Annotated in this window: 23 protein-coding genes and 1 riboswitch; of the genes, 13 read left to right on the top strand and 10 right to left on the bottom strand. The window is 70.7% G+C overall.

Going from position 1 to position 21,261, the window contains the following annotated elements:
• The first annotated feature begins 39 nt into the window (after positions 1-39).
• Positions 40-501 carry a phage tail protein gene (locus ACIQUC_RS06405; protein ID WP_402264578.1) on the top strand — a complete coding sequence of 154 codons (462 nt, stop codon included), beginning with the start codon at positions 40-42 and terminating at the stop codon, positions 499-501.
• A gap of 10 nt (positions 502-511) precedes the next feature.
• Here ACIQUC_RS06405 and ACIQUC_RS06400 read toward each other — a convergent pair whose 3' ends face one another.
• A complete protein-coding gene (locus tag ACIQUC_RS06400; protein WP_402264576.1) occupies positions 512-922 on the bottom strand; it encodes a nucleotidyltransferase family protein in 411 nt (136 codons plus the stop codon).
• 207 nt (positions 923-1,129) lie between these two features.
• Between ACIQUC_RS06400 and ACIQUC_RS06395 the strand changes: the two genes are divergently transcribed.
• Positions 1,130-1,462 carry a hypothetical protein gene (locus tag ACIQUC_RS06395; protein WP_402264574.1) on the top strand — a complete coding sequence of 111 codons (333 nt, stop codon included), beginning with the start codon at positions 1,130-1,132 and terminating at the stop codon, positions 1,460-1,462.
• 63 nt (positions 1,463-1,525) lie between these two features.
• Here the strand turns inward: ACIQUC_RS06395 and ACIQUC_RS06390 are convergent, their stop codons facing one another.
• The 3 genes from ACIQUC_RS06390 to ACIQUC_RS06380 all read right to left on the bottom strand — a co-directional run bounded on the left by ACIQUC_RS06390 (position 1,526) and on the right by ACIQUC_RS06380 (position 3,530).
• On the bottom strand, positions 1,526-1,813 hold the full coding sequence (locus ACIQUC_RS06390; RefSeq protein WP_148286865.1) for a hypothetical protein: 288 nt from the start codon (positions 1,811-1,813) through the stop codon (positions 1,526-1,528).
• 230 nt (positions 1,814-2,043) lie between these two features.
• Positions 2,044-2,670 (bottom strand): HD domain-containing protein, encoded by a 627-nt coding sequence (locus tag ACIQUC_RS06385; protein ID WP_402264571.1) that lies wholly within the window; start codon positions 2,668-2,670, stop codon positions 2,044-2,046.
• An 83-nt stretch (positions 2,671-2,753) separates the two neighbouring features.
• Positions 2,754-3,530, bottom strand: a complete 777-nt coding sequence (locus ACIQUC_RS06380; protein ID WP_402264568.1) for an isocitrate lyase/phosphoenolpyruvate mutase family protein — start codon at positions 3,528-3,530, stop codon at positions 2,754-2,756.
• Between the two features lie 97 nt (positions 3,531-3,627).
• Here ACIQUC_RS06380 and ACIQUC_RS06375 point away from each other — a divergent pair, with 97 nt between their 5' ends.
• The 3 genes from ACIQUC_RS06375 (at position 3,628) to ACIQUC_RS06365 (ending at position 6,833) form a co-directional block, all read left to right on the top strand.
• Positions 3,628-4,509: a helix-turn-helix domain-containing protein gene (locus ACIQUC_RS06375; RefSeq protein ID WP_402264565.1), complete on the top strand. Its 882-nt coding sequence runs from the start codon at positions 3,628-3,630 to the stop codon at positions 4,507-4,509.
• 193 nt (positions 4,510-4,702) lie between these two features.
• Positions 4,703-5,890, top strand: a complete 1,188-nt coding sequence (locus ACIQUC_RS06370) for a MalY/PatB family protein (RefSeq protein ID WP_402264562.1) — start codon at positions 4,703-4,705, stop codon at positions 5,888-5,890.
• 562 nt (positions 5,891-6,452) lie between these two features.
• Positions 6,453-6,833: a hypothetical protein gene (locus tag ACIQUC_RS06365; protein WP_402264560.1), complete on the top strand. Its 381-nt coding sequence runs from the start codon at positions 6,453-6,455 to the stop codon at positions 6,831-6,833.
• 9 nt (positions 6,834-6,842) lie between these two features.
• Here ACIQUC_RS06365 and ACIQUC_RS06360 read toward each other — a convergent pair whose 3' ends face one another.
• Together ACIQUC_RS06360 and ACIQUC_RS06355 are read right to left on the bottom strand one after the other, a co-directional pair.
• The gene (locus ACIQUC_RS06360) at positions 6,843-7,043 is read right to left on the bottom strand and encodes a hypothetical protein (protein WP_402264557.1); all 201 of its coding nucleotides are present in this window, start codon (positions 7,041-7,043) and stop codon (positions 6,843-6,845) included.
• 122 nt (positions 7,044-7,165) lie between these two features.
• Positions 7,166-7,660 (bottom strand): GNAT family N-acetyltransferase, encoded by a 495-nt coding sequence (locus ACIQUC_RS06355; RefSeq protein WP_402264555.1) that lies wholly within the window; start codon positions 7,658-7,660, stop codon positions 7,166-7,168.
• 68 nt (positions 7,661-7,728) lie between these two features.
• Here ACIQUC_RS06355 and ACIQUC_RS06350 point away from each other — a divergent pair, with 68 nt between their 5' ends.
• Positions 7,729-8,616, top strand: coding sequence for a LysR substrate-binding domain-containing protein (locus ACIQUC_RS06350; protein ID WP_402264552.1), 888 nt, complete (start codon positions 7,729-7,731; stop codon positions 8,614-8,616).
• Between the two features lie 15 nt (positions 8,617-8,631).
• Here ACIQUC_RS06350 and ACIQUC_RS06345 read toward each other — a convergent pair whose 3' ends face one another.
• The 4 genes from ACIQUC_RS06345 to ACIQUC_RS06330 are packed head-to-tail and all read right to left on the bottom strand — an operon-like array spanning position 8,632 to position 10,529.
• Positions 8,632-8,886 (bottom strand): hypothetical protein, encoded by a 255-nt coding sequence (locus ACIQUC_RS06345; RefSeq protein WP_022906065.1) that lies wholly within the window; start codon positions 8,884-8,886, stop codon positions 8,632-8,634.
• On the bottom strand, positions 8,883-9,365 hold the full coding sequence (locus ACIQUC_RS06340; RefSeq protein WP_402264549.1) for an FBP domain-containing protein: 483 nt from the start codon (positions 9,363-9,365) through the stop codon (positions 8,883-8,885). The genes ACIQUC_RS06345 and ACIQUC_RS06340 overlap by 4 nt, the downstream gene beginning before the upstream one ends.
• A 35-nt stretch (positions 9,366-9,400) precedes the next feature.
• Positions 9,401-10,141 (bottom strand): M56 family metallopeptidase, encoded by a 741-nt coding sequence (locus ACIQUC_RS06335; protein WP_022906067.1) that lies wholly within the window; start codon positions 10,139-10,141, stop codon positions 9,401-9,403.
• Positions 10,142-10,154: 13 nt separating this feature from the next.
• Complete coding sequence (locus ACIQUC_RS06330; RefSeq protein WP_402264546.1) at positions 10,155-10,529, bottom strand: BlaI/MecI/CopY family transcriptional regulator; 375 nt, start codon at positions 10,527-10,529, stop codon at positions 10,155-10,157.
• 94 nt (positions 10,530-10,623) lie between these two features.
• Positions 10,624-10,726, top strand: a riboswitch (glycine riboswitch).
• A gap of 170 nt (positions 10,727-10,896) precedes the next feature.
• On the opposite strand from ACIQUC_RS06330, the gene gcvT reads away from it, so the two are divergent.
• From gcvT to ACIQUC_RS06295, 7 genes are all read left to right on the top strand, one after another.
• Positions 10,897-12,015, top strand: coding sequence for a glycine cleavage system aminomethyltransferase GcvT (gene gcvT, locus ACIQUC_RS06325; protein ID WP_402264544.1), 1,119 nt, complete (start codon positions 10,897-10,899; stop codon positions 12,013-12,015).
• Positions 12,016-12,019: 4 nt separating this feature from the next.
• Entirely contained in the window at positions 12,020-12,397 is a 378-nt protein-coding gene (gene gcvH / locus ACIQUC_RS06320) for a glycine cleavage system protein GcvH (protein WP_022906070.1), read from the top strand.
• A complete protein-coding gene (gcvP, locus tag ACIQUC_RS06315) occupies positions 12,394-15,318 on the top strand; it encodes an aminomethyl-transferring glycine dehydrogenase (RefSeq protein WP_402264541.1) in 2,925 nt (974 codons plus the stop codon). Before gcvH ends, gcvP begins: the two co-directional genes overlap by 4 nt.
• Positions 15,319-15,719: 401 nt before the next feature.
• Positions 15,720-17,348, top strand: a complete 1,629-nt coding sequence (locus tag ACIQUC_RS06310; RefSeq protein WP_402264538.1) for an ABC transporter substrate-binding protein — start codon at positions 15,720-15,722, stop codon at positions 17,346-17,348.
• A 231-nt stretch (positions 17,349-17,579) separates the two neighbouring features.
• Complete coding sequence (locus ACIQUC_RS06305; RefSeq protein ID WP_022906073.1) at positions 17,580-18,509, top strand: ABC transporter permease; 930 nt, start codon at positions 17,580-17,582, stop codon at positions 18,507-18,509.
• Entirely contained in the window at positions 18,499-19,449 is a 951-nt protein-coding gene (locus ACIQUC_RS06300; RefSeq protein ID WP_022906074.1) for an ABC transporter permease, read from the top strand. The genes ACIQUC_RS06305 and ACIQUC_RS06300 overlap by 11 nt, the downstream gene beginning before the upstream one ends.
• Complete coding sequence (locus ACIQUC_RS06295) at positions 19,446-21,188, top strand: dipeptide ABC transporter ATP-binding protein (RefSeq protein ID WP_402264534.1); 1,743 nt, start codon at positions 19,446-19,448, stop codon at positions 21,186-21,188. Before ACIQUC_RS06300 ends, ACIQUC_RS06295 begins: the two co-directional genes overlap by 4 nt.
• Positions 21,189-21,261: the final 73 nt, after the last annotated feature.

Genomic DNA, 21,261 nt, shown 5'->3' with positions numbered 1-21,261 from the left:
CGCGCTAGTTTGGCCTCGAGTCCAGCACCAGGAGGCCCCATGTCGTACGTCGTCGACTTCGAGCACGTGTCCACCGTCGGGTTGGAGTCCTCGCCGGTCGCGGAGGCACTCGCCGGGTTGCGGGCGAACGAGGCCCGCTACTTCAAGAACAAGTACGACCACGTCCTCACGACCCACCCTGCCGAGGACGTCCCCGACCTGGTCGACTACGTCACGAAGGTCCTGCAGGACGAACGCGGGCTGGTCATCGCGTCGAAGCCGCTCGAGGCCACCGAGGCCTTCGTCGACGGGATCCGCTGGACCCACGTCTTCTACGAGTCAGGGCTCGCCGTGAACGTCCTCTACACGCTGGAGCCGGGCGGCAAGCGCGCGGTCGGCTTCAAGCTCTCGGACGGCATGGAGGTACCCGACGAGCTGTCCGGGTTCAAGTTCGCCCGGCAGAAGTCGAAGCTCGCCGGGACGATCCGCGGTTCGTACTTCGTCGTCAAGGGCGAGTACTGACCCACAGCGTTCAGAGCGGTACGGACTCGACGAGGACGTGGCGGAACTGCTCGTCGTCGTCGAGGTCGTCCGCCAGCAGGTCGACGGGGAACCCCGTGATCTGTTCGACAGCATGGGCGAAGCCGCCCAGGTCGAAGAGTGACGTCGTCGAGGTGATGGACACCAGCAGATCGATGTCGCTCGTCTCGGTGTCGTGGCCGCGCACCACGGACCCGAACACACGGACGTCCCGGAGTCGGAACCGGCGAGCCTCGGCGAGGACATCGTCGGCGTAGAAGGCGAGCGGGATGCTCGGTCGGAGACGTGCCGCGCGGAGGATCCTCCGGAACACCGCTTCCGAGGGGCGCGCTTTCCCTCCTTCGAACGCCGCGATCGTGGATGCCGGGAGCCGGGCTGCCCGTGCGAGCGATGCCCTCGACATCAGAACGTCATCGCGAGCCGAGCGGATCAGGGCGGCACTGTCTTCGACACGCATCGGACCACGATGGCTGGCAGCACGGCGGCGGCCCGGACATTCCGGATGTTCGTGGCCTCAGCCGGTCCGGAACGCCCCTCGTTTGGCCACGGAACGCGCTCGTCCGGCCCGCGTGCATCACGCCCTCCTACCGTCAGGACGCTAGGAGGCAACGTGAAGTACATCCACTACGACGGCAGCCGGATCCTCACAGGCGACGCGATCGCCGATGCGGTCGCGGACTACGCGGCGGTCCTCGGTGCCAATGCTCGGACGGACACCGTTGCGATCCCGGCGGTGGCCGACGACGGCTCGGTGACCCGGACGACGGTGCTGGTCGGGCCGTCGAGCGAACTGACCGTGAGTGCGGCACCGGACGACGAGCTCGAACCCGAGGACCACGACTTCATCCGACGGTTGCGTGACGCTGCCACGCGGGCGGGGACCGAACGACCGGTCGACGTCGACGGCGGGCACCGGTTCGCCGGTGCGGACGACACCGACTGACCGGGCGTACGACGAAGGCCGCCGAGCAGTGCTCGACGGCCTTCGTGTGGTGGGGCGCTGGTGTCAGGCTGCGAGCGCGAGCTCGCCGCCGCGGACGGACTGTGCCTGCACGAGCGTGCGGCTCGCCTCGCCGCGCCACGAGCGACCGGGCACGGTCCAGCCGGCCTCGCCGTCGATGTCGACGCGGGCGCCACGGGTGATGAAGAGACCGAGGTCGTCGGCCGGGATGCGGACGAGGTACTCGCGCTGCGAGTGCTCGTCACGGACCCCGAACTCGGCGATGCGGTCGGGGGAGACGGTCGGCGCCGCGAGGGCGGTGCCGATGATGGTGATGCGTTCGTTGCTGGTCATGGTGTTGCGGTACTTCCTGGTCGTTCGGCGCCAGGGCGACTCGGTGTCGGCGGACGGCTGAGTCCGGCGCGACGCATCGAGTGCGGGGCGCGCACGTCGAGCTTCGACGTGCAGCTCGTCCGTTCGGATCGAGCGGGGTCTCGCGGGAATGCGACTCGGGTGAGTCGGCTTCGAGACGGGTCGGTGTGCGCGAGTCAGATGGGTTCGCTGCAGTGCACCAAGTGAACAGACTAGTGGATGGCGGACGGATTGTCCAGGAATGATCGCCAGCGGGTGCCGCCGGCCGCCACGTTGCCCGAGCCGTCCAGGCGGGCGGCGGACGAGGACGGCTTCCGACCGGCCTGCTCGTGGACCAGCCCGTGGAACGCCTCGGAGAAGTCGAGGCGGGGGACGGCCGCGGTGACGGCGCCGAGGTCCGATGCCTTCCAGCGGGAGAACCCGGCCCCGGAGACGTCGAGCGAGGTCGCGACCTCGAGCAGGTGCCCCTCGACGTCGAGCGCGGGGTCGACCGACGTCCACATGTGCCGCTCGATCACCTCGCCGACGCGACGGGCGCGGAGCGCGTCCCATCCGGCACCGCGTGCGAAGACGCTGCCGACGGCACCGCCGGCCTCCTCGAACGGGACGGCGTGGGCGTCGAACGAGGGCGTCACACCGAGGTCGTGCAGCATCGTCGCGACGAAGAGGAGCTCACGGTCCGGCTCGTGCCCTTCGGACTCCGCGAGGAGCACGGCCCAGGCCCACGAACGCAGGCAGTGGTTCACCAGCGCCGGTGAGGACCACGCCCGCACGACGTCGAGCGCCCGCGCGGCCACGGGGGAGGGCGGTGCGAGCAGTGCGTCGACGTCCAGGGTCATGGCACGACGCTAGCGGAGGTGACCGGCCGTCGGACGGGAGGCGCGGTGCCAGCTGGCACCGCGCCTCCAGGCCGACTGTTGCTTCAGTTCAGGGTCGGGGTGTCCTCCGGCACGACGCCACCGCCGTACAGGTCGGTCGCCAGGTCGCGGAGCGCGCGCAGTGCGACGCGCTGGGTGAGCGGCCCGTACGAGATGCGGGCCACCCCGAGGGCTTCGTACTCGGCGGCGGGCAGGGCGCCGGGCAGGCCGATCACGGACAGCTTGCCGCGGCCGAGGCCGGCGACGAGCTGCTCGACGACGTCCCGCTGGACGGCTCCCGGCACGAACACGAGCGCGGCACCGTTGTCGAGGAACGCCTTGCCGCGGGCGATGGCGTCCGCGATGCTCTCCTCGATCGGACGGTCCCCACCGCGGGCGATGGCGTCGGTACGGGCGTTGAGCTGGAAGTCGATGCCCTCGGCCTGGGCGGCGGCGGTGATGGCGGCGACGCGGGCGACGGCCTCGTCGAAGGGACGCAGGCGGTCCTCGACGTTCGCGCCGACGATCCCCGCAGCGATCGCGCGCCGGATCGTCTCGGCCGGGTCCGCGTAGCCGTCGTCGAGGTCCGCCGTGACGGGCAGGTCCGTGGCGGCGGCGACGGTCGCGGCCCCGGCGAGGGCGACGTCGAGCGGCATCCCGCCGTCCTCGTACCCGTGCGAGGCGGCGATGGAGTGCCCGGCGGTGGCGATCGCCTTCGTCTCCGGCAGGTCGCTGACGACCTTCGCGCTGATCGCGTCCCAGACGTTGACGACCCGGAGGATCTCCGGGGCTTCGTGCAGCTGCTTGAGGGTGGTCGCCTTGTCGGCGGTGCTCGTGCTCATGACCCAGACAGTAGGCCGACCAACCCGGGCAGGGATCATCGTGTCCGTCGCGCGACGTCACCGTAGCGTCGAGGACACCACCAGGAAGGACACCGACATGGAGCGTTGGAACGAGGCGATCGCCGCGGTCGAGGAACACCTCGACGGCGGCCCGGACGACACGGTGCTCGCCGTGGACGAGCTCGCGCGCATCACCGGGACGAGCGAGTACCACTTCCGGCGGGTGTTCTCCGCGCTCGCCGGCATGCCGCTCTCCGACTACGTCCGGCGTCGCCGGATGACGCTCGCCGCCGCCGTCGTCGCCTCGGGGACGACGACCGTCTCGGAGGTCGCCGCACGCTTCGGGTACGGCTCGGCCGATGCGTTCGGGCGGGCGTTCCGAGCCGTGCACGGCATCGGGCCACAGGAGGCGCGCGAGCCCGGCGCCGTCCTCCGGTCGCAGGGTCGGCTGTCCTTCCGTCTCACCGTCGAAGGGAGCACTCCCGTGCAGTACCGCCTCGTCCAGAAACCCGCCTTCCGTCTCATCGGACGCTCGACCCGTGTCCCGCTCGTGTACGAGGGGCCGAACGACGCGATCCAGGCCTTCGAACGCAGCATCACTCCGGAGGACCGAGCGCGCATCGCCGGGCTGTCCGACCAGGAGCCGTCGGGCGTGCTCTCGGTGTCCGATGCGTTCACCGAGGGGCGCGCGGACGGCAGTCGACTCCGCTACTCCGTCGTCGCCGCCACCTCGGTCGAGAGCGCACCGGGCCTCGACGTCATCGAGGTGCCGGCAGCGACGTGGGTGGTGTTCTCCGGCTCGGGATCGGTGCCCGGAGCGATCCAGGCGCTGTGGCCGCAGGCGTTCGGGGAGTGGCTGCCCGCCAACCCCTACCGTCTCGTGGCGGCGCCGGAGATCGCTCGTGTCCGGCTCGCCCCCGACGGTCGTAGCGCGGATGCCGAGCTCTGGCTGGCGGTCGAGCCCGAGCCGAGGGCGTGACGCGCATCTGGTGAGCAGAAGTGGTCGGGTCGGCGCAGGCAACCCGACCACTTCTGCTCACGATGCGATCCGGCCCCCGGCCGCAACGCGGCCCCCGGCCGCAGCGCCGGCCCCCGCGCGGCGTGGCCCCCGCGCGACGCAGGATGACGGCCGGACTCGCGCCGCGCCTCCAGTCCGATGCATGCTGGGACGCATGGCGCACGACGAGGAGGACCCGGTCGGCACGCTCCGAGGGGTCCGCACGAGCATCAAGTGGACGCGGTACGCGCCCGACGTGCTGCCCCTGTTCGTCGCCGAGATGGACCACGAGGTCGCGCCGGCGATCCGGCAGGCGCTCATCGAGCGGGTGCAGCAGTCCGACCTCGGCTACCTCGACGGCCCCGGCCCGCTCGCACCGGCGTTCGCCGCGTTCGCGAAGGACCGGTGGGACTGGGACGTCGACCCGGCCCGGGTCTACCTGGCCACGGACGTGAGCGTCGGGATCGTCGAGTCGCTGCGGCTCGCCCTGCCCGACGGTGGCCGCGTGGCGATCACCCCGCCGGTGTACCCGCCGTTCTTCGAGCTCGTCGAAGAGGCCCGATGTCAGGTCGCCGAGGTCCCCCTGCTCGAACAGTGGGGCGTGTACCGGCTCGACCTCGAGGCGCTCGAGCGCTCCTTCGCCGACGGCGTCCGCGTCTTCCTGCTCTGCAACCCGCACAACCCCGTCGGCCTCGTGCACGACCACGACGACCTCGTGGCGCTCGCCGAACTGGCCGCACGGTACGACGTCCTCGTCATCAGCGACGAGATCCACGCACCGCTGACGCACCCCGGCGTCCGGTTCACCCCGTTCGCCGCGGTCGCCGAACCCGCTGGTGCGCGGAGCATCTGCGTCACGAGTGCGAGCAAGGGCTGGAACCTCGCCGGCGTGAAGTGCTCGATCATCGTCGCCGGGGACGCACGGACGGCAGCGCTCCTCGACACGCTGTGGGAGGAGGTCGCCTGCCGCACGAGCATCCTCGGGCTGCACGCGAACCTCGCGGCGTTCAGCCTGGCGACGGACTGGCTCGACGACGTGGTCGCCCGGATCGTCGCGAACGAGCGACTGCTCGGCTCCCTGCTCGCCGAACACCTGCCCGGCGTCGTGTACACCCGACCGCGAGCGGGCTACCTGGCGTGGCTCGACTTCCGCGGCATCGGGCTGGGCGACGACCCGGCGGTGCCACTCCGGGAGCACGCCTACGTCGCGCTCAACTCCGGACTCGGCTTCGGGTCGCAGGGGCGCGGCTTCGCGCGGCTGAACCTCGCGTGCTCGCCGGACACGCTGCGCGAGGCGGTGCTGCGGATCGCCGCGGCTTACCCGTCCAGTGCGCAGGAGGGATTGGTCTGGCACGTCGCGTGAGCGGCGGGTGGGTGTGAGCCGTCAGCTGTCGGCTGTCGGCTGTCGGCTGTCGGCTGTCGGCTGTTGCCGTCGCCCTGGAGGCGCGGGTCGGCTGCTCGGTCCGGCGCGCCTCGATGAGGCGGCGAGCCGAGGACGCCACGAACGGTCCGTGCAGGTCGCGCAGACGGTCGCAGCGCGCGGCGTCGGCCCGTGCCCAGACATTCCTCCACAGCGCCCCGCTGGCCTCACCTGTCCACCGGTGGTGTCGCTGCTCCGGCGCAGCGGTCCGTGGCCCGTCACGGTCGGTGCATGCGACCACACGGATCTCACTTGTCCAACGGGACTAGACAGAGTTGCCTACCGACAGTTGGGCAACTACCGTGAGGCGCACGGAGTTGCTCCGCCGGCTTGCTCGGAAAGCCGACGAGCAGGGTGTCGGGTTCGTGTTCCAGCGCCACGGCGGGCGTCACGACCTGTTCCGGTTCGGTCCGAACACGATCGCCGTCCCGAGACGCCGAGATGTGGAGGAGCTGACGGCGCGCAGCATCCTCCGCGAATGCGAACGACAAGGAGATGGCCGACGATGAGCCGACACACGGTACGAGCCGAACGAGGCACGAAGTACTGGGTGATCTCGATCGACGGGGTCGTCCGGACGCAGGCAAAGCGCGAACGCGAGATCGAGCTCATGGCTCGCGATTGGCTCTCGCTGATGAACGACGACCGTGATCCGGAGTCGTTCGAGCTCGTCGTCGAGGTGGCGATGCCCGAAGCGGCGCAGGCACACCTGGACCGTGCCCGGGCGCTTCGGGAGGAATCCGAGCGTGCGCGCGTCGAGGCGGCGAGGGAGACCGCAGCTGCGGCGTTGGTCCTCCACGAGTCCGGGCTCACCGTGCGGGAGATCGGCCCGCTGCTCCACGTGTCGCACCAACGGGCGCAGCAGCTCGTCGCAGCTGCTCGCTGACGGGGGACGTCAGGCCACGTACTGGTTGCGGCCGACCACGCGGATCGTGATGTCGACCTCGCGCGCGGGCACCTCGTCGGTGAGCGCGATCCACTCGCGGGCGACGAACCCGACGGACGGCCACCGGGTGACCTCGGTCACCAGGAACCCGTCGATGAACACCTGCCACGCGCCGCGCTCGCGGACGGCCTGCACCTCGTGTGTCGCCATGCCGCGAGCGTACCGGCTGCCCGGACGCGCCGGACGCGCCGGACGCGCCGGCCGGCCCGGACGCGGCGCTCGGCCCGGACGCGCCGGTCGCGCCGGCCGGCTCGGTCGCGCCGGTCGGCGGGTCAGAGGTCGAGCGCCATGTGGACGTCGGCGCGCGCGTAGGGGCTCGGCGCGACCTCGTCGTGGCCGAGGTGCCGGAACCCGAACGCCTCGTACAGGTGCACCGCGCTGGCCAGCTGCGCGTTGCTCTCCAGCACCACCCGGTGCGCACCGATCGCCCGGGCACGTTCGAGCGCCGCGGCGATGAGCTTCCGGCCGGTGCCGTGCCCCTGGTGCTCGGGCGAGACGGCCATCTTGACCAGCTCGAACACCCCGGGCCCGACGGGCGCGATGCCGACGCAGCCGATGACCGGCCCGTCCGATCCGAGCCGTGCGATGAAGGCCGCGCCACCGGGCTCGACGATCTGCCCGAGCGGGTCGCCCAGGAGCTTCCGGTCCTCGTCCTCGAGCGTGAAGAACCGGCTGATCCACGCCTCGTTGAGGACACGGAACGCCTCGGCGTCGGCGGCGGAGGCGATGTCGGTGATGAGGACGGCGTCGGTGGTCGCATCGGGCATGGACCCATCCTCGGACTCGGGCCGAGTGCCGTCCAATACTCGTTCGTGTCGATCGATACGCTCAGTGCATGGATCGGGAACCCGAGGTCGACCTCCGCCAGCTACGTGCCTTCCTCGCCGTGGCCGACGAGCTGCACTTCGGCCGGGCCGCCCGGGCGCTCCGGATCGCCCAGCCCGCGCTGTCGCAGCAGATCCGGCGGACGGAGCAGGCGCTCGGCGTCGACCTCTTCGCCCGGACGAGTCGCAGCGTGGCCCTCACCGCGGCGGGCCGGTCGCTGCAGGGTCGCGCGCGATCGCTCCTGGCCCAGGCGCGCCGGGACCTCGACGAGACCGTCCGGGTCGGTCGCGGCGAGGCCGGTCGCCTCGACGTCGGGTTCGTCGTCTCCGCCCTGCCGCTCGGCCCCATCGAGCGTGTCCAGGTGTTCCGGGAGCGCTACCCCCTCGTCCGCGTGGAACTCACCGAGGGCTACTCGTCGACGCTGCTCGCCCGGATCGTCCGCGGGGAACTCGACCTCGCCGTCCTGCGCGACCCCGATCCCGACCCGGGGGTGCGTTTCCTGCCGTTCCGCAGCGAGCGGTTCGTGGCGGCGGTCCCGAGCGGGCACCGCCTCGCCGCGCGGTCGTCGATCCGGGGCCCGGAGCTGCTCGACGACCCGTTCGTGTTCTTCCCGGCCGAGGCCGGCTCGGTCGCCATGGAACGGAACCTCGCGCCGGTGGTGTCGGGCGCCAGGCGACCCGTGGTCGTGCAGGAGGCCACCACCTGGGCCACGGTGCTGCACCTCGTGGGAGCGGGCCTCGGGGTCACGGTCGCACCGGAGAGCGCGACCCTCGCCGCTCCGGACACGGTCGTGCTGCTGCCGCTCGAGGCGGACGAGCATCGGAGTGAGCTCGTCTGGGCCGCCCGCGCCGACGACGACCGCGAGATCCTGCGGAACTTCGTCGCCGCGGCGGAGTGACTGCTGCGGCGCCGGTCACGCCAGCGGTAGCACCGGCGCCCGCTGGTCCCCGAGCTCGTCCACCCGCCAGGGCCGCGCGCCGCGCAGGGTCAGCCCGAGCTGGGCGAGCACGAATCCCACGTGCGGTTCGACGTCCGGGTCCCACGGACCCTCGACCCCGAGTCCGATCGCACCGAGTTCGTCGTCGGCCTCGTCGTGCAGGGTCAGCCGCCACCGGCCGTCACCGAGTTCCTCGACGACGGCCCACCGGGCGGTGCTGAACCGGCTCACGCGGTCTTCGCGACGTCCTCGGTGAAGTTCCGCACCCGCTGCAGGAGCGCTTCGCCGCGCATCGCGATCGTCGCCGGAGGGTTGAGGTGCGGCGGTGCCGTCCGGATCAGCATGGAGCAGCCGAGGTCCTCGCAGATGTAGGAGCCGATGGTGTTGCCGTTCCGACCGGACTCTCCGGCACGGGCGGCGGAGAACAGGCGCACCTGCGTCGCCGGCTGCGGGGAGTGGCAGAACGAGCACATCGCGGCGATGCCCGCGCGCAGTGATCCGCCGGCCGACCGCACGACGATCCCGACGGGTCGGTCGTCGATCCACGACACGATGTAGCCGCGACGAGCGGCCTGCGGGTCGCGCCACCCGAGGAACTCGCGCTCGTCCCACAGCATCTCGTGGAGACCCGGGATGGGCAGCTGGGCGAGTTCGTCCGGGGTGGCGTTGACGAACGACGAACGGATGTCTGCTTCGGTCAGTGGCTTCACGGTGCGACCACCATATGCCTCGCCACCGACACGCGTCAGGACCCCAGACGGGAGGCGCGGATCGCCCCGAGCGCGCTCGTCGCGTCCGCCACCAGCACCGCTCGACGCAGCGCGTCGCGTCCGACGCGTCGGGCCGCGGCGTCGTCGGCGGCGAACTCCACGAGGACGCGCGTCGACCGCGCCATGGCGCGCGCGCCGGGTACCCACGGCACCGCACGCTCGATCGACTCCGCGATGGCGACCGCGACCGCGTGGTGCTGGGTGAGGTGGGCGCGTTCGTGGGCGACCACCGCTTCGAGCTCGTCGGTGCGCAGGCGGTCCGCGAGCCCGGTGCTCACGAGCACGCCACCGGCCCGGCCCGGCACGGCGCAGGCGAGCGCGTGGTCCGCCTCGACGACGGACACGGGCGTGCCGTCGATCTCGCGGTGCGGCGCGGCACCGGAGCGCATCGCCTCGCGCACGGCCTCGTGCTCGGGCCCCGGCCTGACGCGCACGGCGACGACGAACGCGAGCACGGCGAGCAGGGCGACCCCGACGTTGAGGCCGTGCGTGGGGGAGTCACCGAGACCGAGCGGGTCGGTGATCGGACGGTTCGCCACGACGAGGAGGGTGATGCCGGCGACGAAGCCGACCACCCCGAGCAGCACGGCGAGCGACCAGCACACCAGCGCGGTGCGCGGCCGGTCGATCGTCCACGCGGAGCGGGTCAGCACCCGGGGCGCGAGGACCACCACCGCGAGGGCGAGCGCGATGAGGACGACTCCGGAGACGACCACGACAGCGGGACCGTCAGGAACGGGCTCGGGCGTCGAGGGCGCGGCGGATGACGTCGAGGTCGTCGGAGGCGAGCGAGCCGGTGAACTGCAGCAGGGCGGCTTCGCGGTCGGTCGCGGCGGCGAGGGCGTTCGACATGAGCGAGGCGGTCTGCTCCTCCCTGCTGTTCGTCGCGCGGAAGGTGAGCGGGGCGTCGTCGTGCTGCTGTCGTTCCACCTGCCCCTTGCGACCGAGCCGGTCGAGCACGGTGAGCACGGTCGTCAACGCGGGCCGGGGCTCCGGGAAGGCGTCGAGGACCTGGCGTGCGCTGAGCCCGCCGTCCGCCGACCACAGTGCGTCGAGCACCGCCTGCTCGAGCTGCCCCCTGGGGCGTGATCGCTGACCTGCCATCCGGGCATTCTACGAGATGTCGAACCCCTGGATCCGACACATGCCCGAAACGCGGGGTCGGTATGATCGGCCCGGACAACTGAAGACCGGCCGTTCATCCGTCGCGGGAGACGTCGTGCGGTGCCCTGGGCACCCTGCACGGCACCGAAGGAGCAATCCCCCCGACAATCTCTCAGGTCCCACACCGCAGCGGACAGGCCACTCTGAAAAGCAGCCACGAAGCCCCCACCGGGTCGGTCCGTGGCTCGCCCACGGTGAAAGCCGCCGGACCTCACGGGCCGCGGTGAAACTCTCAGGCCCATGACAGAGGGGGAGTTCCGCCCGACGACGGTCGTCGGGTCCTGCCGATGCCAGGAGAACTCCGTTCATGCCAACGTCCCCACTGCGCTCGTCGCCGCTGGAACCCGCCCACGAGGCGGCCGGCGCCACCTTCACCGACTTCGCCGGGTACCGGATGCCCGTCCGGTACTCGTCCGACCTCGCCGAGCACCATGCCGTGCGTCAGGCCGCCGGCGTCTTCGACCTCTCGCACATGGCCGAGATCGGGGTGACCGGTGACGCTGCCGTCGCCTTCCTCGACCACGCCCTCGCCGGATCGTTCGGGGCGATGCCGGTCGGGCGGGCGAAGTACTCGCTCCTGCTCGCCGAGGACGGCGGGATCCTCGACGACCTCGTCGTCTACCGCACCGACGAGGACGTCTTCCTGGTCGTCGCGAACGCGTCGAACCGGCAGGTCGCGGTGGACGCCCTGACCGCACGGGCGGACGGCTTCGACGTCGAGGTGTCGGACGACTCGGACACCACCGCGCTCGTCGCGATCCAGGGCCCGGCAGCTGCCGGGACGCTCGACGCGCTCGTCGTCGCCGACCGGCTCCAGCCGGAGAGCCCCCTCGACGAGCTCGGGTACTACCGGGCGCTGCACGCGGTGTTCGACGGTGCCGAGGTCCTCGTCGCCCGCACCGGCTACACCGGCGAGGACGGCTTCGAGGTCTACTGCGACCCGTCCGTCGCCGGAGCGCTCTGGGACGCCCTGCTCGAGGCCGGCGCCGACCGCGGGGTCGTCCCCGCAGGGCTCGCCGCCCGCGACACCCTCCGGCTCGAGGCGGGCATGCCGCTCTACGGGCACGAGCTCGGCACCGACGTCCGTCCCGCCCAGGCCGGCCTCGGCCGGGTCGTGGCCAAGGAGGGCGACTTCGTCGGTGCCACCGGCGTCGCACCGGCCGACGGTGCCCGCGTGCTCGTGGGCCTCGTCACCGAGGGGCGTCGCGCTCCCCGCGCCGGGTACGACGTCGTCCACGAGGGCGAGGTCGTCGGCACCGTGACGTCCGGTGCGCTGTCACCGACGATCGGCCACCCCGTCGCCATGGCCTTCGTCGACCCGGCCCTCGCCACCGAGGGACAGGTCCTCCACATCGACGTGCGGGGCACGGCCATCCCCAGCACCGTCACCGCGTTCCCCTTCTACCGCCGCGCCTCGAAAGGCTGATGCAATGACCGACCAGACCGCACTCCAGTACACGGCCGACCACGAGTGGCTGCTCGTCGAGGGCGACACCGTCACCGTCGGCATCACCGACCACGCAGCCGAACAGCTCGGCGACGTCGTCTTCGTCGAACTCCCGGCCGTCGGCACCGCGACCACCGCAGGCGAGCAGATCGGCGAGATCGAGTCGACCAAGAGCGTCGGCGAGCTCTTCGCCCCGATCGAGGGCGAGGTCGTGGCGATCAACGACGCCGTCGTCGACGCCCCCGACACCGTCAACCAGGACCCGTTCGGCGCCGGCTGGCTCGTCAAGATCAAGGTGGAGGGCACCTCCTTCCCCGAGGACCTCATGGACCACGACGCGTACCGGGCGTCCCTCGCATGACCGGCGACCTCCAGAACCTGCAGACGTCCTTCGCCGACCGGCACATCGGGACGACCCCGGCCGACCAGCGGACGATGCTCGACACCGTCGGGCAGCCCTCGCTCGACGCCCTCGTCCGCGCCGCGATCCCGGAGTCGATCCACGCGGCGCCGACCGTCGACTCGACCATCCCCGCCGCCGTCGGTGAGACCGAAGCGCTCGCCGAGCTCCGCGCCAAGGCCGCCCGCAACACGGTCCGCCGCGCGATGATCGGCCTCGGCTACCACGGCACCCACACCCCCGCCGTGATCCAGCGGAACGTCCTCGAGAACCCGAGCTGGTACACGGCCTACACGCCGTACCAGCCCGAGATCTCGCAGGGCCGGCTCGAGGCGCTGATCAACTTCCAGACGATGGTCTCGGACCTGACGGGCATGGCCACCGCCGGCGCCTCGATGCTCGACGAGGGCACCGCCGTGGTCGAGGGCATGCTCCTCGCCCGCCGTGCGTCGAAGGTGAAGGGCGACGCGTTCCTCGTCGACGACGACCTGCTCCCGCAGACCCGTGCACTCCTCGACCACCGCGCGGACGCCGTCGGCATCACGCTGCGCGGGTTCGACCCCGTCGCCGGACCGAGCGACGAACAGCTCGACGGCGCCTTCGGCGTGATCGTCCAGTACCCCGGCGCGTCCGGTCGGATCGTCGACCCGTCCACCACGATCGAGCGCGTGCACGCCGGCGGCGGCATCGCAGTCGTCGCGGCCGACCTCCTCGCCATGACCCTCCTCGCCAGCCCCGGTGACCTCGGTGCCGACGTCGCCGTCGGCACGAGCCAGCGCTTCGGCGTCCCGCTCGGCTTCGGTGGCCCGCACGCCGGCTACCTCGCCGTCCGGGCCGGGCTCGAGCGCCAGCTCCCCGGCCGACTCGTCGGGGTGTCCTTCGACGCCGACGGGCAGATGGCGTACCGCCTCAGCCTGCAGACCCGCGAGCAGCACATCCGCCGCGAGAAGGCGACGAGCAACATCTGCACCGCGCAGGTCCTGCTCGCCGTCATGGCCTCGATGTACGCCGTGTACCACGGGCCGGAGGGCCTCCGCTTCATCGCCGACCGCGTCGCCCGGACGACCTCGGCGCTCGCCGCGGTCGCCCGTGACGCCGGGCTCGAGGTCGTGCACGACGCGTTCTTCGACACGCTCACGCTCCGCGCCCCCGGACGCGCCGACGCGCTCGTCGCCGCGGCCCGCGACGCGGACCGCCTGCTGCACCTCGTCGACGCCGACACCTTCCAGCTGTCCGTCGACGAGACGACGACGCCGGACGACGTGACGGCGCTCGCCGTCGTGTTCGGGGCCGTGGACCAGACCGTCCCGGCGACCGAGACGGCCGTGCGGGACGCGGCCACGGGCCTCCCGGACGCCCTCCGGCGCACCAGCGAGTACCTGACGCACCCGGTGTTCAGCGCGCACCGGAGCGAGACGCGGATGATGCGGTACCTGAAGCACCTCGCCGACAAGGACTACGCGCTCGACCGCGGCATGATCCCGCTCGGCAGCTGCACGATGAAGCTCAACGCCGCCACCGAGATGGCCGCGGTCACCTGGCCGGAGTTCGCGAACGTGCACCCGTTCGCCCCGCGCGAGGACGTCGTGGGCTACCTCGACATGATCGGTGACCTCGAGTCCTGGCTGGCCGAGGTCACGGGGTACGACACCGTCTCCCTGCAGCCGAACGCCGGCAGCCAGGGGGAGCTCGCGGGGCTGCTGGCGATCCGCGGGTACCACCGGTCCCGTGGCGACGACGCCCGCACCGTCTGCCTCATCCCGTCGAGCGCCCACGGCACGAACGCCGCGTCGGCCGTCCTCGCCGGCATGCAGGTCGTCGTGGTCGCGTGCGACGAGAACGGCAACGTCGACCTCGACGACCTCCGCGCGAAGACCGCGCAGCACGGCGACCGGCTCGCCGCGCTGATGATCACGTACCCGTCCACGCACGGCGTCTACGAGCACGACATCCGCGAGATCTGCGCCGCCGTGCACGACGCCGGCGGCCAGGTCTACGTCGACGGCGCGAACCTCAACGCGCTGCTCGGTCACGCCCGCTTCGGCGACTTCGGCGGGGACGTCTCGCACCTCAACCTGCACAAGACGTTCTGCATCCCGCACGGCGGTGGCGGTCCCGGTGTCGGACCGGTCGCGGCGAAGTCGCACCTCGCGCCGTTCCTGCCCGGGCACCCGTTCGCGCAGGACGCCGACCGCCGCACGGGCTCGGTGGCGGAGCCGGGGTCCGGGCGGGACGCGCACGCCGGCGGACCGGTCAGCGCGGCGCCGTACGGCAGCCCGAGCATCCTGCCCATCACGTGGACCTACGTCCGGATGATGGGGCTCGAGGGGCTCACGCGTGCGACGGAGGCCGCCGTGCTCGGCGCGAACTACGTCGCCGCCCGTCTGCGCGACGCCTTCCCGGTGCTCTACACGGGCGAGTCCGGGCTCGTCGCGCACGAGTGCATCCTCGACCTCCGCCCGCTGCGCGACACGACCGGCATCACGGTCGACGACGTCGCGAAGCGTCTGGTCGACTACGGGTTCCACGCCCCGACGATGTCGTTCCCGGTCGCGGGCACGCTCATGGTCGAGCCGACCGAGAGCGAGGACCTCGCCGAGCTCGACCGCTTCGTCGACGCGATGCTCGCCATCGGTGCCGAGGCCTCGGCCGTCGAACGCGGCGAGTGGCCGGCCGACGACAACCCGCTCGTGCACGCGCCGCACACGGCGGCCTCGGTGATCTCGGGGGAGTGGACGCACGCGTACACGCGGGAGCAGGCGGTGTACCCGCTGCCCGGCATCAGCGCACGGAAGTACTGGCCGCCGGTGCGCCGCATCGACCAGGCGTACGGCGACCGCAACCTCGTATGCGCCTGCCCGCCGGTCGAGGCGTTCGCCTGACCGCGAGTCCGAGTACCGTGTGCCCCGTCCGGCCTGCCGGGCGGGGCACACTGCCGTTCCGGGAGCGTGCACGCCGCCGTCCCGTGGTCGCGCAGACCGCCGTGCCGGGGTGGCACGCCCGCTGTCCGGGCGCGTCGCCGTGGCGCCCCGCTGCATGCCGACTTGCACAGAGTTGTGCGTCGATGCAAGCATCTCGATGCGGTTGCAACAATCTCGCCCGGGCGTCCGCGATCCGCCCGAATCTTGCATCCTCTCGCAAGGATCGTGCAACTTGGTTTCCGATTTGTAACCGATCTCCTCTGGGCTTGGTGAGCGCTCCCCGCACTGCCTACAGTGCAAAGGTCAAACGTGGCGAGGGGGCACCCGTGCGCCTCGCCGCGTCCCATGCACCAGGAGGAATCTTGATCAAGAAGCGCGCTGGGCTCGCAGCCCTCGCCGTGCTCGGGGCCACAGCAATCGCCCTGGCCGGCTGCTCCAGCAACAGCAGCAGCGGCGGTGACAAGTCGGGCTCGACGAACGCGTCCGGCATCGTCACCACCAACGGCAACGAGCCCCAGAACCCGCTCATCCCCTCGAACACCACCGAGGTCGGCGGCGGCAAGATCATCGACTCGGTCTTCGAAGGCCTGGTGTCGTACGACGCCAAGGGCAAGCCGGTCAACGAGGTCGCGAAGAGCATCGACACCGATGACTCGAAGACGTTCGACATCAAGCTGAACACGAACTACACCTTCACGAACGGCGAGAAGGTCACGGCCGAGTCGTTCACGAAGGCGTGGAACTGGGCGGCGCAGTTCTCGAACAAGCAGGGCGCGAGCTACTTCTTCGAGAACATCGAGGGCTACGACGCGACGAAGGACTCGGAGCTCACCGGCCTCAAGGTCAAGAGCGACGACGAGTTCACCGTCACCCTCAAGTCGGCGCAGTCGGACTTCCCGCTGTCGCTCGGCTACTCGGCGTTCGTGCCGCTGCCCTCGGCGTTCTACAAGGACACCAAGGCCTTCGGTGAGGACCCGATCGGCAACGGCCCGTACAAGCTCGACGGCAAGGGTGCGTGGACGCACAACCAGTCGATCAAGCTGGTCACCAACAAGGACTACGTCGGCAAGCGCAAGCCGAAGAACGGCGGCCTGACGGTCACGTTCTACACCTCGCAGGACACCGCGTACTCCGACGCCCAGGGCGGCAACCTCGACGTCCTCGACGCCGTGCCGGACAGCGCCTTCGCGACCTACAAGTCCGACTTCCCGGACTCGAACGTGAACCAGGCCGCCGCGATCTTCCAGGCGATCTACCTGCCCTACTACCTCGACCACTGGAAGGGTGAAGAGGGCAAGCTCCGTCGCGAGGCGATCTCGCTGTCGATCAACCGCAAGCAGATCACCGACAAGATCTTCGAAGGCACCCGCACCCCGGCCAAGGACTTCACCTCCCCGGTGATCGCCGGCTGGAACGACGACCTCGACGGTTCCGACGTCCTGACCTACGACAAGTCGAAGGCCAAGGAGCTGTGGGCCGAGGCCGACAAGATCTCGAAGTACAACGACACCCTCACCATCGCGTACAACGCCGACGGCGGCCACCAGGCGTGGGTCACCGCGGTGACCAACTCGATCTCGAGCACGCTCGGCATCAAGGCCGAGGGCAAGGCGTACCCGACCTTCGCCGAGGCGCTCGCGGTCCAGACGGACAACAAGCTCACGGGCGGCAGCCGCACCGGTTGGCAGGCGGACTACCCGTCGCTGTACAACTTCCTCGGCCCGACCATGGGTGACGGTTCGTCGAGCAACTACTCGCGCTACGACTCGTCCGAGTACAACGAGCTCCTTGCGAAGGGCCGCTCGGCCGCGACCGTCGAAGAGGGCAACAAGTACTTCGACCAGGCGCAGGAGCTCCTGTTCAAGGACCTCCCGGAGATCCCGCTGTGGTACTCCAACGTCACCGGCGTCTGGAACGCGGACAACGTGTCGAACGTGAAGTTCGGCTGGAACTCGGTGCCGCTGTACTACGACGTCGAGGTCAAGAAGTAACACCAGTCTCCTCGTGAGACACATCGCGGACGGGTATCCTGCTCCGCGACCACCGGACGGGGGTTCGGGGGCCCACCAGGCTCCCGAACCCCCGTACCACGGCGGCAACACCTTCCCCCACCACCGCGGGCGCCGCCGCCCGCACCGGACACCCGTGCCGACCCGCGGACCGTCCACCCCTCACGAAATGAACCTGAACGACATGCGCGTCCCGAACCAGGCAGGGATCTGATGGCCTGGTACCTCGGCAAGCGCCTCCTGCAACTCATCCCCGTGTTCTTCGGGGCCACGTTCCTCATCTACTTCATGGTGTTCTCCCTGCCGGGTGACCCGATCGCCGCCCTGTTCGGCGATCGTCAGCCGTCCCCGCAGGTCATCGAGCAGCTGCGTCAGCAGTACAACCTCGACAAGCCGTTCATCATCCAGTACCTCCTCTGGATCGGCGGCGTGTTCCGCGGCGACCTCGGTCTGACCTACTCGGGTCTGCCGGTCAGCTCGCAGCTCGCGCAGGCGTTCCCGATCACGGCACGTCTGGCGATCCTGTCCCTGCTCTTCGAGTCGATCGCCGGCATCGTCGTCGGTGTCATCGCCGGCCTCCGCAAGGGCAAGCTCTTCGACGCGACCGCCCTGGTCGTCAGCCTCCTGCTCATCTCGGTCCCGACGTTCGTCGTCGGCTTCCTGCTGCAGTACGTCTTCGGCATCAACCTCGGGCTGTTCCGGGTGACGGTGTCGAGCCAGGCGCCGTGGTCCGAGCTCGTGCTGCCGGCGATCGTGCTGGCGACGGTGTCGTTCGCGTACATCGTCCGCCTGACCCGTGCGAGCGTCGCCGAGAACATGTCGGCCGACTTCGTGCGGACCGCGACGGCCAAGGGGCTGGCGCGACGCCGGGTCGTGGGCGTGCACATCTTCCGCAACTCGCTCATCCCCGTGGTGACCTACCTGGGTGTCGACATCGGCAACCTGATGGTCGGCGCGGTCGTCACCGAGGGCATCTTCAACATCCACGGTGTGGGTGGCACGGTGTTCCAGGCCGTCAAGCTCGGTGAGGGCCCGACCGTCGTGTCGTTCGTCGCCGTGATGGTCATCATCTTCATGCTCGCCAACCTCCTGGTCGACCTGCTCTACGCCGTCCTGGACCCGAGGATCCGCTATGCCAAGTAACACCGAACCCCGCTCGGCGACCCACTACGTCGCCCCGATCGAGGAGACCCCGCTCCAGGCGGTCGACCAGGTCAACGAGGACGAGAAGACCCGTTCGACCTGGAGTGACGCGTGGGACGCGATGCGGGTCCGCCCGATGTTCTGGGTGTCGTCCGTCCTCATCCTGCTGATCATCCTCGTGGCGCTCTTCCCGGGCCTCTTCGCCCATGTCGACCCGCGCGCGGCGAACCTGGCGAAGAGCAACGAGGGGTCCGAGCCCGGCCACATCCTCGGCTTCAACCGCCAGGGCAACGACGTGTACGCCCGCACCATCTGGGGCACGCGCAACTCGCTCATCGTCGGCATCGTGGCGACGGTCCTGGTGTCGGTCGTCGGCATCGTGATCGGCGCACTCGCCGGCTTCTTCGGCGGCTGGCTCGACACGATCGTGTCCCGCATCGGTGACATCTTCTTCTCGATCCCGACCGTGCTCGGCGCGATCGTGATCATGTCGGTGCTCCCGGCGCGGAACGCCCTGACGGTGTCGCTCGTCCTGGCCGTGTTCGCCTGGCCGCAGATCGCCCGCATCATGCGCGGCGCGGTGCTCAGCGCGAAGCAGTCCGACTACGTCACCGCCTCGGCGGCGCTCGGCGTGAGCCGCTTCACGACGCTGGTCCGGCACGTGGTGCCGAACTCGCTCGCGCCGGTCATCGTCGTCGCGACCGTGTCGCTCGGCACGTTCATCGTGGCCGAGGCGACGCTGTCCTTCCTCGGCATCGGCCTGCCCGACTCGGCGCTCAGCTGGGGCCAGGACATCGGCAACGCGCAGGCGTCGATCCGCACCGCGCCCTCGACGATCTTCTGGCCGTCGGCCGCACTGTCCATCACCGTGCTCTCGTTCCTCCTCCTCGGTGACGTGGTCCGCGACGCACTCGACCCGAAGGCGAGGGCCCGCCGATGAGCGAGACTCTGACCCAGCCGAACGCCAGCCGTACCGGTGGCACCGGCGCGCCCCTGCTCGAGATCACCGACCTCGAGGTCGGCTTCAAGACCCAGAACGGCTTCGTCCAGGCGGTCCGCGGCGCGAGCTTCACCCTCGAGCAGGGCGAACGCCTCGCGATCGTCGGCGAGTCCGGGTCCGGCAAGTCGACCAGCGCGCAGTCGATCATCAAGCTCCTGCCCGGCACCGGCCAGGTCACCGGCGGGTCGATCAAGTTCAACGGGCGCGAGCTCGTCGGGCTGAGCGACAAGGAGATGTCGGAGATCCGCGGGAAGGAGATCGGCTACGTCCCCCAGGACCCGATGTCGAACCTCAACCCGCTCTGGTCGATCGGCTTCCAGGTGGAAGAGGCCATCAAGGCGAACGGGATCGCGACCGGCAAGCACGCGATCCGCGCCCGCGCGATCGAGGTCCTGCAGGAGGCCGGCCTCGGCGACGCGTCGACGCGCCTCAAGCAGTTCCCGCACGAGTTCTCCGGCGGCATGCGGCAGCGCGTGCTCATCGGCATCGGTCTGTCGAGTCGCCCCAAGCTGCTCATCGCCGACGAGCCGACGAGTGCGCTCGACGTCACCGTCCAGCGGGTCATCCTCGACCACCTCGAGACACTGACCCGCGACTTCGGCACCTCGGTGCTGTTCATCACGCACGACCTCGGCCTCGCCGCCGAGCGGGCCGAGAAGCTCGTCGTGATGTACAAGGGCCAGGTCGTCGAGGCCGGCCCCTCGAAGGAGATCTTGGCAAACCCGCGGCACCCGTACACGCAGCGCCTCGTGGCCGCCGCGCCGTCGCTCGCGAGCCGCCGCATCCAGTCGAAGGTGCAGCACCAGCGGGTCGACATCGCGGACGTCGGCAGCGACGACGCCGAGCTCCTCGCCCGTGCCCAGCAGCGTGAGCACCAGCCGGCGGAGGACCTCATCGTGGTGAAGAACCTCGAGAAGGTCTACAAGCTGCGCGGCAAGAACCTCGCCACCCGCGAGCTGAAGGCCGTCGACGACGTGTCGTTCTCGATCCCGAAGGGCACGACCACGGCGCTCGTCGGCGAGTCCGGTTCGGGCAAGTCGACCGTCGCGAAGCTCGTCCTGCAGCTCGAGGACATCACGAGCGGCACGGTGCAGTTCGACGGGATCGACATCGGCGCGCTGAAGGGCAAGGACCTCTTCGACTTCCGCCGCCGCGTGCAGCCGGTCTTCCAGGACCCGTACGGCTCGCTGGACCCGATGTACAACGTCGGGAACACGATCGCCGAGCCGCTGAAGACGCACAAGGTCGGGGACAAGGACTCGCGCCGTGCGCGCGTGCTCGAGCTGCTCGACCAGGTCGCGCTGCCGAAGTCGATGGTGAACCGCTACCCGAACGAGCTCTCGGGCGGGCAGCGGCAGCGCATCGCCGTGGCCCGCGCGCTCGCGCTCAAGCCCGAGGTCATCGTGCTCGACGAGGCGGTCTCGGCCCTCGACGTGCTCGTGCAGGGCCAGATCCTCGACCTGCTCACCGAGCTGCAGTCCGAGCTGGGCCTGACCTACCTGTTCATCACGCACGACCTCGCCGTGGTGCGCCTCGTCGCGGACAACGTCTGCGTCATGCGCAAGGGCCAGATCGTCGAGAAGGCGACGACCGACGAGGTCTTCGCCGACCCGCGTGAGCAGTACACGAAGGACCTGCTCGACGCCATCCCCGGCGCCGGGTTCGAGTTCGGACGCTGATCCCGCTGGACACCAACGAGGCCGGACGCACCGTCGTCCTCCGCGCAGGTCGCGGGGGCGCGGTCGCGTCCGG

The organism is Curtobacterium sp. NPDC098951, from assembly GCF_044759965.1.
Taxonomy (GTDB): domain Bacteria; phylum Actinomycetota; class Actinomycetes; order Actinomycetales; family Microbacteriaceae; genus Curtobacterium.
This window is presented reverse-complemented; position numbering and strand designations above follow the sequence as displayed.